This is a genomic window from Rhizobium sp. IBUN (genome assembly GCF_000510625.1).
GTDB lineage: Bacteria > Pseudomonadota > Alphaproteobacteria > Rhizobiales > Rhizobiaceae > Rhizobium > Rhizobium altiplani.
On sequence record NZ_AZNV01000001.1, the window covers coordinates 281,969 to 296,588 of the forward strand.

At 61.9% G+C, this 14,620-nt stretch carries 10 protein-coding genes and 2 pseudogenes; 7 read left to right on the forward strand and 5 right to left on the reverse strand.

The genetic code is table 11. The features are described 5' to 3' along the window. The first annotated feature begins 15 nt into the window (after nucleotides 1–15). A complete protein-coding gene (locus RHIBUN_RS0101265) occupies nucleotides 16–2,490 on the forward strand; it encodes a glycoside hydrolase family 2 protein (protein ID WP_025658093.1) in 2,475 nt (824 codons plus the stop codon). Between the two features lie 42 nt (nucleotides 2,491–2,532). Here RHIBUN_RS0101265 and RHIBUN_RS0101270 read toward each other — a convergent pair whose 3' ends face one another. After that, nucleotides 2,533–2,769 (reverse strand): Lrp/AsnC ligand binding domain-containing protein, encoded by a 237-nt coding sequence (locus RHIBUN_RS0101270; protein ID WP_007794587.1) that lies wholly within the window; start codon nucleotides 2,767–2,769, stop codon nucleotides 2,533–2,535. Between the two features lie 67 nt (nucleotides 2,770–2,836). Further along, a complete protein-coding gene (locus tag RHIBUN_RS0101275) occupies nucleotides 2,837–3,727 on the reverse strand; it encodes a LysR family transcriptional regulator (RefSeq protein ID WP_025658094.1) in 891 nt (296 codons plus the stop codon). 219 nt (nucleotides 3,728–3,946) lie between these two features. Here RHIBUN_RS0101275 and RHIBUN_RS0101280 point away from each other — a divergent pair, with 219 nt between their 5' ends. The 6 genes and pseudogenes from RHIBUN_RS0101280 (at nucleotide 3,947) to RHIBUN_RS0101305 (ending at nucleotide 11,778) form a co-directional block, all read left to right on the forward strand. Continuing rightward, nucleotides 3,947–5,230 (forward strand): FAD-binding oxidoreductase, encoded by a 1,284-nt coding sequence (locus RHIBUN_RS0101280; RefSeq protein WP_025658095.1) that lies wholly within the window; start codon nucleotides 3,947–3,949, stop codon nucleotides 5,228–5,230. Nucleotides 5,231–5,247: 17 nt separating this feature from the next. Then, nucleotides 5,248–6,786, forward strand: a complete 1,539-nt coding sequence (locus RHIBUN_RS0101285) for an aldehyde dehydrogenase family protein (RefSeq protein ID WP_025658096.1) — start codon at nucleotides 5,248–5,250, stop codon at nucleotides 6,784–6,786. 71 nt (nucleotides 6,787–6,857) lie between these two features. After that, nucleotides 6,858–7,847 (forward strand): annotated as a pseudogene (locus RHIBUN_RS33000) (Ldh family oxidoreductase). Between the two features lie 132 nt (nucleotides 7,848–7,979). After that, nucleotides 7,980–9,008, forward strand: a complete 1,029-nt coding sequence (locus tag RHIBUN_RS0101295) for an iron ABC transporter substrate-binding protein (protein ID WP_025658097.1) — start codon at nucleotides 7,980–7,982, stop codon at nucleotides 9,006–9,008. 115 nt (nucleotides 9,009–9,123) lie between these two features. Then, nucleotides 9,124–10,741 (forward strand): annotated as a pseudogene (locus tag RHIBUN_RS0101300) (iron ABC transporter permease). Further along, nucleotides 10,738–11,778, forward strand: coding sequence for an ABC transporter ATP-binding protein (locus tag RHIBUN_RS0101305; RefSeq protein WP_025658098.1), 1,041 nt, complete (start codon nucleotides 10,738–10,740; stop codon nucleotides 11,776–11,778). Before RHIBUN_RS0101300 ends, RHIBUN_RS0101305 begins: the two are co-directional and overlap by 4 nt. Here the strand turns inward: RHIBUN_RS0101305 and RHIBUN_RS0101310 are convergent, their stop codons facing one another. The 3 genes from RHIBUN_RS0101310 to RHIBUN_RS0101320 form a co-directional block, all read right to left on the reverse strand. After that, nucleotides 11,779–13,104 (reverse strand): glucoamylase family protein, encoded by a 1,326-nt coding sequence (locus tag RHIBUN_RS0101310; protein ID WP_025658099.1) that lies wholly within the window; start codon nucleotides 13,102–13,104, stop codon nucleotides 11,779–11,781. It abuts the gene before it with no gap. A gap of 116 nt (nucleotides 13,105–13,220) precedes the next feature. Next, nucleotides 13,221–13,850 (reverse strand): thiamine phosphate synthase, encoded by a 630-nt coding sequence (locus tag RHIBUN_RS0101315; RefSeq protein ID WP_025658100.1) that lies wholly within the window; start codon nucleotides 13,848–13,850, stop codon nucleotides 13,221–13,223. Next, complete coding sequence (locus tag RHIBUN_RS0101320; RefSeq protein ID WP_025658101.1) at nucleotides 13,847–14,620, reverse strand: thiazole synthase; 774 nt, start codon at nucleotides 14,618–14,620, stop codon at nucleotides 13,847–13,849. The genes RHIBUN_RS0101315 and RHIBUN_RS0101320 overlap by 4 nt, the downstream gene beginning before the upstream one ends.

Here is a 14,620-nt window from a genome sequence, read left to right on the forward strand (position 1 = left end):
GCCGGGAGTCTAAGCATGCGGGGACGGTTGGCGAGTGTCGGTGCGGAGGAAACTCTGCTCGCCGAAGGTTGGAATCTGGTTCTGACGGAACCGGGCGCTTGTGCGACGCCGCATGACATTCCGTTGTCGGCGCAGTTTATCGCCGCCGAGGTGCCGGGGACCGTTGCCGCGGCATTGGAGAAGGCCGGGCACTTCGATCGTGAAAACCCGGAGCCGCTCGACACGCGCGATGCGTGGTATCTTTGCCGACTTTTTGACGTACAACCCGGCGATGCGCTTCTTCGCTTCGAGGGCTTGGCGACGCTGTGTCATGTCTTCCTCAATGGGCAGGAGATCCTGTCATCGGGAAGCATGTTCACCATGCACGAGATACCGGTGACGCTTTCCGGCGGCGACGAACTGGCGCTTTGCTTCCGGGCGCTGGCACCGCGGCTTGCCGAGCCCGGCCCGCGCGCTCGTTGGCGGCCGCAGATGATCACGCCGCAAGGCTTGAAGAATATTCGAACAACGCTGCTCGGGCGCATGCCGGGCTGGTGTCCGGAAGTTCATGCTGTCGGTCCGTGGCGCCCCATCACGCTTGTCCGGCGCGATGTCGTTTCGATTGACAACGTCACTGTCCGCGCCGTGCTCGAGGCGGATAACACCGGGCGACTGAGCGTTTCGCTTCATGCAAATGTCAACAATCCGGATCTAGTGCTCCGGTGCGGAGGCGTTCAGCAGACATTCGAGAAGATCGGCGAGAATCACTATTCGGCAATCGTCAGGCTGGAGAACGTCGATCTCTGGTGGCCCCATACTCACGGCGCACAGTGCCTCTATGATTTCTCGATCCTCGTCGACGGCGTTGAGCATCACGCCAGCCGAATCGGCTTTCGGCGCATCGACGTCGACCGCGGAAAAGACGGAGAGGGTTTTGCGTTGTTGATCAACGGCGAGCGCATCTTTTGCCGCGGTGCGGTCTGGACCACGGCGGATATCGTCCGGCTGCCGGGTGGCAAGGCCGACTATGAGCCGTTCCTGCGCCTTGCCGCGCAGGCAGGCATGAACATGCTCCGCATTGGCGGCACGATGGCCTACGAAACGCGGGAGTTCTTTGAGCTCTGCGACGAGCTTGGTCTGCTCGTCTGGCAGGACTTCATGTTTGCCAATTTCGACTATCCGAAGAACGACAAGGCTCTCACTGCGCAAGTCCACGCGGAAGTCGAGGAATTGCTGCATGCCGTTCAGGGGTGCCCGTCGTTGGCGGTGGTTTGCGGCGGCAGCGAGATCTATCAGCAGGCCGCGATGCTGGGATTGCCGCAGGACTATTGGTCGGGTCCGATCACGGAGGAGATTATTCCGGCGATCGCCGGGCGTATGCGCCCCGACGTCCCCTATGTGCCAAATTCGCCTTCGGGCGGCGCGATGCCGTTTTCTCCGAATGCGGGAGTCACCCACTATTACGGGGTCGGCGCTTATATGCGCCCGCTTGACGACGCGCGCCGTGCCAACGTTCGCTTCGCGACCGAGAGCCTGGCTTTCGCCCATGTTCCACAGCAGCGAACGCTGCAACGCCATCTGGATGTACCGCCTGTCCATAGTCCGCTATGGAAATCACGTGTCCCCCGCGATCGCGGCGCATCGTGGGATTTCGAGGACGTCAGGGATTTCTATCTGGCGGAACTCTATGGCGAGGATCCGGCGCGTCTCCGTCGTGAGGATCGTGATCGATACCTCGATCTCTCCCGCGTCGTCACCGGTGAAGTTGCGGAAGCGACGTTTGCCGAATGGCGCCGGAAGGGGTCGAGCTGCAACGGCGCGCTGGTCTGGACCCTGCAGGATCTGATGCCCGGAGCTGGTTGGGGTGTGATCGATTCAACCGGCGAGCCCAAGCCGGTGTGGTATGCCCTGCGCCGCGCTTTCCGGCCTGTGCAGGTCGTCGTGACCGACGAGGGCACAAATGGCCTCGACGTTCACGTCCTGAATGAGACCGAGCATGCTCTCCAGCTTGATCTCGAGCTGGTTTGCTTGCGGCATGGCAGGCAGCACGCCGTCAGCGGCGGCCGCATTCTGACCTTGGCGCCGAGAAGCTGCGAGACCTTTGCCGCCACTGATCTCTTTGGCGCCTTTTTTGACACGACTTACGCCTTCCGCTTCGGCCCGCCCTCTCACGACGTCACCGTCGCGCGCTTGCGTCTGCCGGACGGAGGTCCTGTGGTCGCCGATGCCTTTCATTTTCCGTTGGGGCGCTCCAAGGCCCTCCACGACGCCGAAATCCAAGTGTCGGTGGCGCCACAGGACGAAGGGTGGGTCGTCGATCTCGCAGCCGACAGGTTCGCCCAGTCGGTCCACCTCAACGTCGATGGCTATCGGCCGGAGGATGATTGGTTTCATCTTGCGCCTGGCGCTAGCAAACGCGTCAGTCTGCTTCCGACGGCTGGAAGGACAGACGGAGAGGCACCCTCGGGTGAGGTCACAAGCCTTGGCGGTACGCGGGCGCTTTCCTTTTGACACCTCCAGCCTGCTCCTTGTTGAGCGGAATGGAACGGCAGTTCAGAAGGCCTTGAAGGTCAGTGTCGTCAGGGAACGCACGATGCCCGGGATGTTGGCGATGTTATCGTTGATGAACTTGCCAATGTCCTGCCCCTCTTCGATGTAGACCTTGAGCAGGAGATCATAGTCGCCGCTCGTCGAATAGAGCTCCGAAGCGCGCTCGGTCTGGTAGATGGCATCGGCGACTTCGTAGGTCTTGCCTGGCGCGCACTGGAGCTGAACGAAAATTGGCTTCATCGGAGTTTCCTGCATCATATTCTGGTTCGGCGCATAATGATCGAAAGCGCCATGTCAGCGCAAGGCTTCAGATCGCGGCTTCTCGAACGATCCAGTCGCGAAATGCATCCAGCGGCGCGTAGTCGGCCCGTTCTGGCGGATAGGCAAGATAGTAGTGCTCGCTGCTTTCCGTTTCGCGATCAACGGCTGCAACAAGATCGCCGCGTTTCAATTCATCTTGAATCAGGAACGTCGGCAGCAGCGCAACGCCGAGACCGGCCATCGCTGCTTGGGCTGCCGTCGCGAACTGATCGAAGAGCATGCCGTGCACGGTTTGAAAGCTCACGCCGTTGTCCGCAAACCAGCGCTCCCATGCATCCGGGCGCGTCGTCAGGTGCAGCAGCGGGGCATCGAGTAGATCCTGTGCCGCGTTGATCGCATGTCGGCTGCGGAATTCGGGGCTGCAGGCCGGAATGGTCTTCTCCGACATTAGAAATGTCAGCTCCGCGCCCGGCCAATGAGCGTGGCCGAAGTGAATGGCCGCGTCGATCGAATCGAGCCGGAAGTCGAAGGGTGACAGCCGGGTGACAAGATTGATCGTCACTCCCGGATTGGCGGCAAGGAAACCTCCCAGCCGGGGTGCCAGCCAGCGCGTCCCGAAGGTGGGAAGAATCGCCAGGTTGAGCGTACCACCATGCGGATTGGCACGAAGATTGAGTGATGCGCTCGAAATGCGCCGCAGCGCCTCGCGTATCTCGCGGGCATAGCCGTCGCCGGCCAGCGTCAACCGCACGGTTTGGCGCTCGCGCACGAAGAGTTCGACGCCGAGCTGCTCTTCCAGTGCCTTGATCTGGCGGCTGACAGCGCTCTGAGTAAGGTCGAGTTCGCGCGCGGCGGCCGTCACGCTGCCGGTGCGTGATACAGCCTCGAAGGCGATAAGCAGGGATGTCGACGGAAGAAAGCGTCGCGATGCCAGCATCCATCATTCCATTTTAGAATAAGCTATTTCCTAAATGTCGATATTTACGGCTTATCCGGCTTTGTAAAGTCATCCATCTGACAGAATCGGAATGAACTGAAAAATGCGATCGAACTGCCTGGTGCGTACTCCTGGCTGCGATCGGCAACCTGATCAGCGGTTTAACAAGCAATCGCACGGCGCTAGAATGCCGCCTGCCTAATGGATGGATTTTGATCGATGCTGAACGATCCCCGCTCCCACGGCCTCTGGGAAAAAACCGCTCCTCAGCCGCCCGTGACACCGGCGCTCGCAGGCGCTGTGAACGCCGACGTCGTGGTCGTGGGCGGAGGCTATACCGGCCTTTCCTCAAGTCTCCATCTGGCGGAAGCGGGCTCGAAGGTCGTGTTGCTGGAAGCCAAGGAAATCGGCTTCGGCGGTGCGGGCCGCAACGTCGGCCTCATCAACGCCGGCATGTGGGTCATGCCGGATGACCTTCCCGGTGTTCTCGGCCCGGTCTATGGCGAGCGGTTGCTGGACCTGTTGGGCAACGCGCCGCGGCTTGTAATGGAGTTGATCGACAAGCACGGCATCGCCTGCGAGCTTGAACGAAATGGCACGCTTCACGTCGCCGTTGGCGAAAGTGGCTTGAAGGAAATCGAGGATCGCGCGCGGCAATGGGCGGCACGCGGCGCTCCGGTGACGCTGCTGGACGCGGCGGAGACGGCCAAGCGTGTCGGCAGCAGCGCCTATACCGGGTCGTTGCTCGACATGCGCGCAGGCACACTTCAGCCGCTCGCCTACGCCCGCGGGCTTGCGCATGCGGCCGTCAAGGCTGGCGTTTCAATCCACACGTCGAGCCCGGTCATCGGAACTGAGCGGAAGGGCAATCGCTGGACCGTCAGCACTGCAAAGGGAGAGGTTACGGCCGACTGGATCATCGTGGCGACGGACGCCTACAGCACAGGCCCTTGGGAAGCGGTACGCAACGAGCAGGTCCATCTGCCCTATTTCAATCTTGCAACCCGGCCGCTCAGCGACAATTTGCGCCGCTCGATCCTTGCCGGGCGCGAAGGCGTTTGGGATACGAAGGAAATCCTCTCCTCCTATCGCATGGACCAGGCGGGACGCTTGGTCTTCGGCAGCGTCGGTGCGCTGCGCAACACCGGGCTTCAAATCCACACGGCCTGGGCCAAACGGTCCTTGAAAAAGCTCTTTCCGCAGCTTGGCGATGTCGAGTTCGAATGCGAGTGGTACGGCAAGATCGGGATGACCGACAATGCGCTGCCCCGCTTCCACAGGTTTGCGCCGAATGTTGTGGGCTTCTCCGGCTACAACGGTCGCGGGATCGCGCCCGGCACAGTGTTTGGCCGCACGCTCGCCCAGCTCATCCTGGGGCAGACGACGGAAGCGGACTTGCCACTGCCCCTTACAGCACCGTCCGAACCTAGCTTCCGCGCGGTGAAGGAAATGTGGTACGAAGCCGGCGCCCAAGTGGCCCATTTCGCAGACGCCCGATTTTGAGAACCGAGGTTGACCCCATGACCATCTCTGCACTTGATCTCGCCACCGAGACGAAAAAACTGCTCACGGAACTGGGCGTCGGCGCTGATCGCTATATCGGCGGCACGCTTCGCGTTACCTCTCCGGTCACCGGCAAGGAGATCGGTGCGCTGAAGGAGCATTCTGCTTCAGAAGCAAAGGACGCCATCGAGGCTGCACACAAGGCATTCCTCGAATGGCGGGCCGTCCCGGCACCGAAGCGCGGCGAACTCGTGCGCCTGCTCGGCGAAGAGCTCCGCTCGGCAAAAGCCGCTCTCGGCCGCCTCGTCTCGATCGAGGTTGGCAAGATCACATCCGAGGGGCTCGGCGAAGTCCAGGAAATGATCGACATCTGCGACTTTGCCGTCGGCCTGTCCCGCCAGCTCTACGGTCTGACCATTGCCACCGAGCGCTCCGAACACCGGATGATGGAAAGCTGGCACCCCTTGGGCGTGGTCGGCATCATCTCGGCCTTCAATTTCCCGGTCGCCGTCTGGTCGTGGAATGCTGCCCTGGCGTTGGTTTGCGGTAATTCGACAGTCTGGAAGCCGTCTGAGAAGACGCCGCTGACAGCGCTTGCCGTTCAGGCGCTGTTTGAGAAGGCATTGAAGCGGTTCGTTGCCGAAGGGGGCGCGGCACCTTCGAACCTGTCGACGTTGCTCATTGGTGGACGCGATGTCGGGGAAGTGCTTGTCGACCATCCCAAGGTGCCGCTCGTCTCGGCGACCGGTTCGACGGCCATGGGCCGCGTTGTTGGTCCCCGCCTGTCACAGCGCTTTGCGCGATCCATCCTCGAGCTCGGCGGCAACAATGCAGCGATCATCTGCCCGACGGCCGATCTTGACCTGACGCTGCGTGGCGTTGCCTTTTCGGCCATGGGCACGGCCGGTCAACGCTGCACAACGCTGCGTCGCCTGTTCGTGCACGAGAGCGTCTATGACAAGCTCGTTCCACGCCTGCAGAAGGCCTATGGCTCGGTGTCGATCGGCAACCCACTGGAAACGGGGACGCTTGTCGGGCCTCTAATCGACAGGCAGGCCTTTACGAACATGCAGTCGGCTCTTGAGCAAGCGAAGGCTGCCGGTGGCAAGGTTACCGGTGGCGAGCGCGTCGAGAACGGTGCGGGAGACGCCTTCTACGTCCGGCCGGCGCTCGTTGAGATGCCTGTTCAGGCCGGCCCCGTCGAGCATGAGACATTTGCGCCGATCCTCTACGTTATGAAGTACACGGATTTCGATGAGGCTCTGGAACTGCACAACGCGGTGCCGCAGGGACTGTCTTCTTCGATCTTCACGAACGATATGCGGGAGGCCGAGACCTTCGTTTCTGCTCGCGGTTCGGACTGCGGTATTGCCAACGTCAACCTCGGTCCGTCCGGGGCCGAAATCGGTGGTGCCTTCGGCGGTGAAAAGGAAACTGGCGGCGGTCGCGAATCCGGTTCGGACGCCTGGAAAGCCTACATGCGCAGGGCGACGAACACGGTCAACTACGGCAAGACGCTGCCACTTGCCCAGGGCGTCAAGTTCGACGTCGAATGATCGTTGCTGCATTGCAGCCGAACGGGTGATGACATAACACGTCATCACCCTTTTTCGTTTTGCAGGTTGCCATGCATTTCACCCTAGCTGCGGCGGAAACGCTCGTTGTCGATGCCTTGACGCGCAATCGTGTGGACGAGGCCAATGCGCGCTCGGTCGCCAGGGCACTCGTTGCCGCCGAAGCTGCTGGACAAGGCGGTCATGGCCTGCGCCGGGTCGAGGCCTATACAAAACAGGCGAAGGCAGGCAAGGTCGACGGATTCGCCAGGCCGCAGCTCGAACGGCAGTTTCCCGCCGTCGTGCGCATCGACGCCTGCCATGGCTACGCCTATCCAGCCTTTGATCTTGCCGCTGCAGCGCTTCCGGAGATCGTCAGGGAGCAGGGTATCGCCTTGGCAGCGGTTCATCGTTCGCACCACGCCGGCGTGCTTGCCTTGACCGTCGAGCGCTTTGCGGACATGGGGTTTGTCGCTCTGATGGTCGCCAACGCCACGGCGTCCATGGCCGCCTGAGGCGGGCGCAAACCCGTCTTTGGAACGAATCCGATCGCGTTTGCCGCGCCGATCCCGGAGGCCGACCCGCTCGTTATTGACCTGGCCCTTTCGCGCGTCGCCCGCGGCAAGGTGATGGCTGCGCGCCAGAAAGGCGTCGCTATCCCTGCGGATTGGGCCTTTGACCGCAATGGCCAGCCGACGACGGATGCGGTTGCGGCACTCGAGGGGACGATGGCCCCATCCGGCGAAGCCAAGGGGGCAGCGCTGGCGATGAACGTCGAATTCCTCGCCGGCGCACTGACCGGGGCCAATTTCTCGTTCGAGTCCTCCTCGCTTTTTGACGACAAGGGTTCGGCGCCCGGCCTCGGGCAGATGCTTGTCGTGATCAACCCTGTCGCCAGCGGTGGAAAGGGCGTGGCGGAACGGCTGGCCAGGCTGGTGGACGAGATTTCATCCGACCCCGGAGTGCGGCTTCCGGGGCGTCGCGGCCAAACTGCCCGACGCCAGGCGCTGGAGCATGGCATCGATGTCGAGGACGAAGTGATTGCGACGATCTGCGAGCTCTAGAACGATTCTAAAGTTGATCAATGGTTTCAAGTATTTGTGATATTTGTGCCATCACTAAAACTTGAAATTCCAAATCAACAAAAATATACGGCTCATCATCCCGGGATCCCCGGTGAAACAATGGAGGGCTTCATGACAACTTCCCTTAATCGCCTTTCCGGCGCGCTGGCGCTTGCCGCCTCGCTCGTTGCCGCAACTTCGCTGGCCACCGGCGCCGCTGTCGCGCAGGAATCCGAAGGTATCGTCGTCTACAATGCGCAACACGAGAGCCTCGGGCGCGAGTGGATCGATGCGTTCACCAAGGCAACCGGCATCAAGGTTACGGTGCGCCAGGGCAGCGACATGCAGCTCGCCAACCAGATCGTCCAGGAAGGCGACGCGTCGCCGGCAGACGTATTCCTGACCGAGAACTCTCCGGCCATGACGCTGGTCGACGCCGCCGGCCTGTTTACACCGGTCGACAAGGAAACCCTCGAGCAGGTCCCAGAGCAATATCGTCCGTCTGACGGCATGTGGACCGGCATTGCCGCCCGTTCGACGGTTTTTGCATACGACAAGACGAAGCTGACCGAAGACAAGTTGCCGAAGTCGCTGCTCGACCTCGCGGATCCGGCCTGGAAGGGTCGTTGGGGCGCTGCGCCTGCTGGTGCCGACTTCCAGGCGATCGTCAGCGCCTTGCTCGAGCTCAAGGGCGAGGAAGCGACCGCAGCCTGGCTCAAGGCGCTCAAGGAAAACTCCACGCCATATAAGGGCAACAGCGTCGCCATGAAGGCGGTCAATGCCGGCGAAGTCGAGGGTGCGGTGATCTATCACTACTACTGGTTCGGCGATCAGGCGAAGACCGGTGAGAACAGCAAGAACGTTGCCCTGCACTACTTCAAGAACCAGGATCCCGGCGCCTTCGTCAGCATTTCCGGCGGCGGCGTTCTGAAGTCGAGCCAGCATGCCAAGGAGGCTCAGGCCTTCCTCAAATTCGTCACCGGCAAGCCGGGCCAGGACATCCTCAAGAACGGCACGTCCTACGAATATGCGGTCGGCAAGGATGCAGCATCGAATGAGAAGCTCGTTCCGCTGGCTGATCTCGATGCACCGAAGGTCGATGCAGCCAACTTGAACAGCAAGAAGGTGACGGAACTGATGACGGCCGCCGGCATCATCTAAGTCTTTCTGTCACGGGCCCGGGGGCTAAAACTGTTGCTTTTGGCTCAAGAAAAACGTAGGGCATGACGAAATCGGCAACCGCCTTTCATAGGCGGTTGCCTTCCTTTTTCAGCGTATAAAGGCGGCAGGCCTTGCTGCAGGACAACAGATTGCTTGTTCCCGGTCATGAAAGGCCGATGGTGCGGCCGGTGGCGGGAATAGATCGGCTGCGGGCGCGTTTGCCCCACGCTTCCGTCATCCTCTTTGCTTCCGTCGTGGCGCTGTTCAGCCTGGTTCCGCTTGGTTTCATCGGCTGGATAACCTTTGATGTCGGCTGGCAGACCGTCAAGGAATTGGTGTTTCGTGCGCGCGTTGGCGAACTGCTTGTCAATACGGTGCTGCTGGAAGCCTTTACCATTCCGCTGTCGATCGCCCTTGCCGTAACGCTGGCCTGGCTGGTCGAACGGACGGACATCCCCTTCGCCCGGCTTTGGTCGTGGTTGGCGGTTGCGCCGCTGGCGGTGCCGGCCTTTGTCCATAGCTACGCCTGGATCAGCGTCGTTCCCGGCATGCGTGGGCTGCAGAGCGGTGTCTTCGTTTCCGTACTGGCGTACTTTCCGTTTCTCTATCTGCCGGTTGCCGCTGCCTTGCGCCGGCTGGATCCAGCCATCGAGGACGCGGCCTCTTCCCTTGGCCTCGGACCGTGGCGCTTGTTCTTCCGCACCATCCTGCCGCAGTTGCGCTTCGCCATCTGCGGCGGTTCGCTGCTGATCGGGCTGCACCTGCTGTCGGAGTACGGCCTCTTCGTGATGATCCGTTTCGACACTTTCGCAACAGCGATCGTCGACCAGTTCCAATCCGCCTATAACAGCCCCGCCGCCAACATGCTGGGTGGCGTTCTTGTCGCTTGCTGCCTGCTTCTGCTAGGTCTTGAAATCCTGTTGCGCGGCAATGAGCGGTATGCCCGCGTTGGATCCGGTTCTGCGCGGCCCGCGGATCGCCGCCGGCTCGGCGGGTTCATAGTGCCTGCGATCATACTGCAGGTGGGTCTGGCGGCTTTGACGCTCGGTGTTCCCTTGGTGACGCTGGTGCGGTGGCTCTATCTCGGCGGCCTCGAGGTCTGGCGCGTCGACACGGTCGGCAATGCGTTTGTGCAAACCATTATTCTTGCCATCGCCGGCGGCGTGCTTGCCACGATTGCCGCCGCGCCGATGGCCTGGCTTTCGGTCCGAGCGCCAGGGCGTCTGCAGCGCCTGCTCGAGGCCTGCCACTACTATGTCGGCTCGCTGCCGGGCGTTGTCGTCGCGCTCGCGCTGGTGACGATTACCGTCCGGCTTGTTCTGCCCCTGTACCAGACCTTCGCGACCCTCGTTGCTGCCTACATCCTGCTGTTCCTGCCGCGCGCCATGGTGGGCCTGCGCGCCAGCATCGCCCAAGCGCCCGTGGAGCTCGAGCGTGCTGCAATGGGTCTTGGCCGGACACCTGCCCAGGCCGTGCGACAGATCACCATGCGGCTGGCCGCGCCGGGCGCGGCCGCCAGCGTTGCGCTCGTCGGTCTCGGCATTACCAACGAGCTCACCGCGACATTGATGCTGGCGCCAAACGGGGTGGAGACTCTTGCGACGAAGTTCTGGTCGCTGACCAGCGAGATCGACTACGTGGCGGCGGCGCCTTACGCATTCATGATGGTCGTGCTATCGCTGCCCCTCACCCTTCTTCTCTATGCCCAATCGAAACGGACTGCCGGACAATGACGCTGCTTACGATCGATCGCATCAGCAAGCGCTATGGGCATGTCCAGGCATTGCAGGACATTTCACTCGATGTCGCCGCCGGAAGCCGCACCGCCGTTGTCGGGCCGTCAGGGTCGGGCAAGACGACGCTGCTGCGCATCATCGCCGGCTTCGAGCAGCCCGACGAAGGCCGTGTGACGCTTGACGGCGAGCTTCTGGCCGATGGTCCGGTAGCGGTGCCTGCGCACAAGCGAGGCATCGGGATCGTGTCGCAGGACGGGGCGCTGTTTCCGCATCTGAGCGTTGCCGACAATATCGGTTTTGGCTTCGAGCGCGGCGCGCCCGATCGCGAACGACGCATTATCGACCTGCTCGATATGGTCGAGCTTGACCGCAACATGCTCACCCGCCGGCCGCACCAGCTTTCCGGCGGCCAACAGCAGCGTGTGGCACTTGCCCGCGCGCTCGGCCGCAAGCCGCGTCTGATGTTGCTCGATGAACCGTTTTCGGCGCTCGATACCGGTCTGCGCGAGAATATGCGTAAGGCGGTGGCCCGCGTTCTTCAGTCCGCAGGCATCACCGCGATCCTCGTTACGCATGATCAGGCGGAGGCTCTCTCCTTTGCGGATCAGGTTGCCGTCCTGCGGGAAGGCAAGTTGATCCAGGCCGGGTCGCCGCAATCGGTTTACCTGCAGCCCCTCGATCGGGAGACAGCTCTGTTTCTCGGAGACGCGGTGATGCTTCCAGCCATCGTTCGCGACGGCTTTGCCGATTGTGCGCTCGGCCGTGTCGCCGTCGACGGCGGCCATAAAGGCAAGGTCGAGATCATGCTGCGGCCCGAACAGATCAGGGTCGTTCCCGATGAAAGCGCGCAGACCTATCGTGGACGGGTCGTCGAAGTGGAATTCGGCGGGGCGACCTGCACCGTCGCCGTGTCGCTTGAAGGCGTTGCCCTTCCGCCGATCATGATCAAGACGTCAAGCGTGGCGCTTCCCGAGCGCGGAGATCATGTCCGCCTCGACATCGCCGGCAAGGCGCATGTTCTCGGAAGTCGCTGATCAGGCGATCTTCCGTTCGGAACTCTCGCCTTCCGACAACCAGCCACCGCTAAATCCCGCCAGTTCGAGACCGCGTCGGATGACCGGTGAGCGCCGCATCAGACCCCAGATGAGGTCGGAGCGGTCATTCTCGATCGTCATGACCAGTAGGCCCTGGTCGATGCCGACGCAGCGATCGTCGACCCAACCTTCAGGTCGCTTGGTCTTGACGGTCGGGTTGAATCCACCGGGGAAGCGATCCTCGTAGAGCAGGTTCGGATAGGTGGACATCAGGGCGCGAAGGCCATCGAGCGAGGCCTGGCGGTCATATGGGAGCGATGCAAGCGCTGCCCACGGTGCGATTGTGCCATCATCCGGCCCGAGCGGTGCGCCACGCGCGGCATAGCCGAGCACGCGCGGGTGGCGACCGCCGCGCATGTTGCGGGTCGGAGGCGGGCCATCCGAGGCGGACAGTCCCCAGATGTCCTTGTTGTAGCCGACGAAGTGGCCGGGATTGCGCTCGGCGTAGTCCCGCTGTACGGCGATCGATATCTGCGTGTTGCGGAAATAATCCCAGTTGCGGTCGGCCATCGCCTTGTCCTGGATTCCACGGAAATCGATCCAGGCATGCGAAAAGAAGTGAATGAAGAGCGGGCCGGCATAGACGTAAGGTTGGTCGCCGAACAGCATCCACGAATAGCTCGCGGTAAAGGCATCGTAGCTCGACGCCGGGATCGGATGTGTCGGGGAAGCGAGGGCCAGCGTATAAAGCAGGATCGCTTCGTCGTAGCCCTGCCAGCGCCAACGCTGGAAGCCGCTGCCCGGCTTCCAGCCCATGCAGATGGTCTGGCCCTTGTTCAGCGCCCAGTGCCAGTCGATTCTCTCGTAGACCAAACTCGCGAGCCTGCGGATCTCCGTCTCGTCTTCGGTGTTGCGGTCGAAATAGGCCGCGGCGGTCAACATGCCTGCGACGAGAAGCGTGGTGTCGATCGTCGACAACTCGCTGTTCCAGGCGCGGTGGCCGGTGTCCATGTGCAGGAAGTGATAGAAGAAGCCGCGATAGCCGATCGCGTGCCGCTCACGACCTTGGTGGCCGTTGGCAAAGAAGCAGAGCGTCTTCAGCGTGTATTCGATCGCGTCGGAACGCTGCATCCAGCCGCGCTCGACTGCGACGGGATAGGACGACAGGGAAAAGCCGACGGCGGCGATGCTGCAGGGAACGCCCGCTATCGACGTGTCCGCGACCAGCCCGTTTTCCGGATTGTAGTGTTTCGGAAAATAATTGAATGCGCCTTGCTGAAGCCTGTCGATCAGCGCGGCATCCGTTTCCTCGGTCCGTTGTAACATACGTGCCAAGCCCAACTTGTTGTCCAGTCCCCGGTTCAACATGGTGAAGCACGATCCGCAAATCAATCATTTTTGAAGGTGTTGCGACCGAACGACCCATCGACCGTTCTATTCTGCTACCGACCCAATGGCATTTCCACACTGCGCCAATGTGCGGTGGCAGCAAGCCACTGCCGCGTTCGTGTCTCCGGATCGGGGTTCAGGGTAATATCGGTCACGACGGCAGCGCTGTCGGCGCCCTGAGAAAAAACGCCCTCGATCCGATCGACGTTCAACCCGCCGATGGCGACGAGCGGCAGGTCACCGACGCGCGACTTCCATAGGCGCAGGCGTTCCGGTCCTTGCGGCGACCATTTCATCTGCTTGAGAATGGTCGGATAGATCGGACCGAGCGCGATATAGTCCGGCTTTGCCGCCAGCGCCGTCTCAAGTTCCGCATCGTCGTGGGTGGACAGCCCGAGCTTCAGGCCGGCGGCACGAATGGCGCCGAGATCGGCCGCTTCCAGATCTTCCTGACCGAGGTGGACGAAATCACATCCTTCTTCGATGGCAAGCTGCCAGTAGTCGTTGACGATGAGCTGACAGCCATGCTTAGCGCAAATTGCTTTCGCGGTTCGGATTTCGGTGTGCAGCTCGGCCGTCTCTTTATCCTTGATCCTGAGCTGCACGAGCTTGACGCCGAGCGGCACCAGCCGTGCGATCCATTCGGTGCTATCGACGATGAGATAGAAGGGATCGAGCTTCATGCAAATACGGCCTTTCCGATGATGGGTGTCGAGGGAACCGCGACATCACGCGGTTCGAGCATGCCCGCACCGAAAGCCTCGCGGCCGGACTCTATCGCCCTGGCAAACGCGCCCGCCATGGCCACGGGGTCGCCGGCGCCGGCAACAGCGGTGTTCAGGAGGACGGCATCGAAGCCGAGCTCCATGACGGTCGCCGCATGTGATGGCCGCCCGATCCCGGCATCGATAATGAGCGGAATGTCTGGGAAATGTGCGCGCATCGAACGCAACGCCGAGAGGTTGAGCGGTCCCGCGGCACTCCCGATCGGGGCGCACCATGGCATCAATACCCGGCAACCCGCTTCCTGCAGCTTCTCGGCCACCACGAGGTCGTCGGTCGTGTAGGGAAAGACCTCAAAGCCGTCGGCGGAAAGAATGCGGGCGGCTTCCACCAAGCCGAAAACATCAGGCTGAAGCGTATCGTGATTGCCGATCACCTCCAGCTTGATCCAATTGGTGCCGAAAAGCTCGCGCGCCATCTTGGCTGTCAGCACGGCCTCGGAGACGCCATGGCAGCCAGCCGTGTTCGGCAGAACCCGAACGCCGAGTGCCCGTATCATCTCGAAGAAGGCACCGCCGCTCCGTCCGCCGGCGGTCTCGCGGCGGAGCGAGACGGTGACGATCTCGGTTCCCGATCGCTTGACGGCCGCCGCGAGGATCGCGGGTGAAGGATACCGTGCGGTGCCGAGAAGCAGGCGGGAGGAGACTACGGTGTCGTAGAGCGTCAGCAT

What these genes read in the sequence shown, in the direction of transcription:
- RHIBUN_RS0101265 (WP_025658093.1), top strand. Translation starts at nt 16, where the DNA reads ATGCGGGGACGGTTGGCGAGTGTCGGTGCGGAGGAAACTCTGCTCGCC.
- RHIBUN_RS0101270 (WP_007794587.1), bottom strand. Translation starts at nt 2,769, where the DNA reads ATGAAGCCAATTTTCGTTCAGCTCCAGTGCGCGCCAGGCAAGACCTAC.
- RHIBUN_RS0101275 (WP_025658094.1), bottom strand. Translation starts at nt 3,727, where the DNA reads ATGCTGGCATCGCGACGCTTTCTTCCGTCGACATCCCTGCTTATCGCC.
- RHIBUN_RS0101280 (WP_025658095.1), top strand. Translation starts at nt 3,947, where the DNA reads ATGCTGAACGATCCCCGCTCCCACGGCCTCTGGGAAAAAACCGCTCCT.
- RHIBUN_RS0101285 (WP_025658096.1), top strand. Translation starts at nt 5,248, where the DNA reads ATGACCATCTCTGCACTTGATCTCGCCACCGAGACGAAAAAACTGCTC.
- RHIBUN_RS0101295 (WP_025658097.1), top strand. Translation starts at nt 7,980, where the DNA reads ATGACAACTTCCCTTAATCGCCTTTCCGGCGCGCTGGCGCTTGCCGCC.
- RHIBUN_RS0101305 (WP_025658098.1), top strand. Translation starts at nt 10,738, where the DNA reads ATGACGCTGCTTACGATCGATCGCATCAGCAAGCGCTATGGGCATGTC.
- RHIBUN_RS0101310 (WP_025658099.1), bottom strand. Translation starts at nt 13,104, where the DNA reads ATGTTACAACGGACCGAGGAAACGGATGCCGCGCTGATCGACAGGCTT.
- RHIBUN_RS0101315 (WP_025658100.1), bottom strand. Translation starts at nt 13,850, where the DNA reads ATGAAGCTCGATCCCTTCTATCTCATCGTCGATAGCACCGAATGGATC.
- RHIBUN_RS0101320 (WP_025658101.1), bottom strand. Translation starts at nt 14,620, where the DNA reads ATGCTGACGCTCTACGACACCGTAGTCTCCTCCCGCCTGCTTCTCGGC.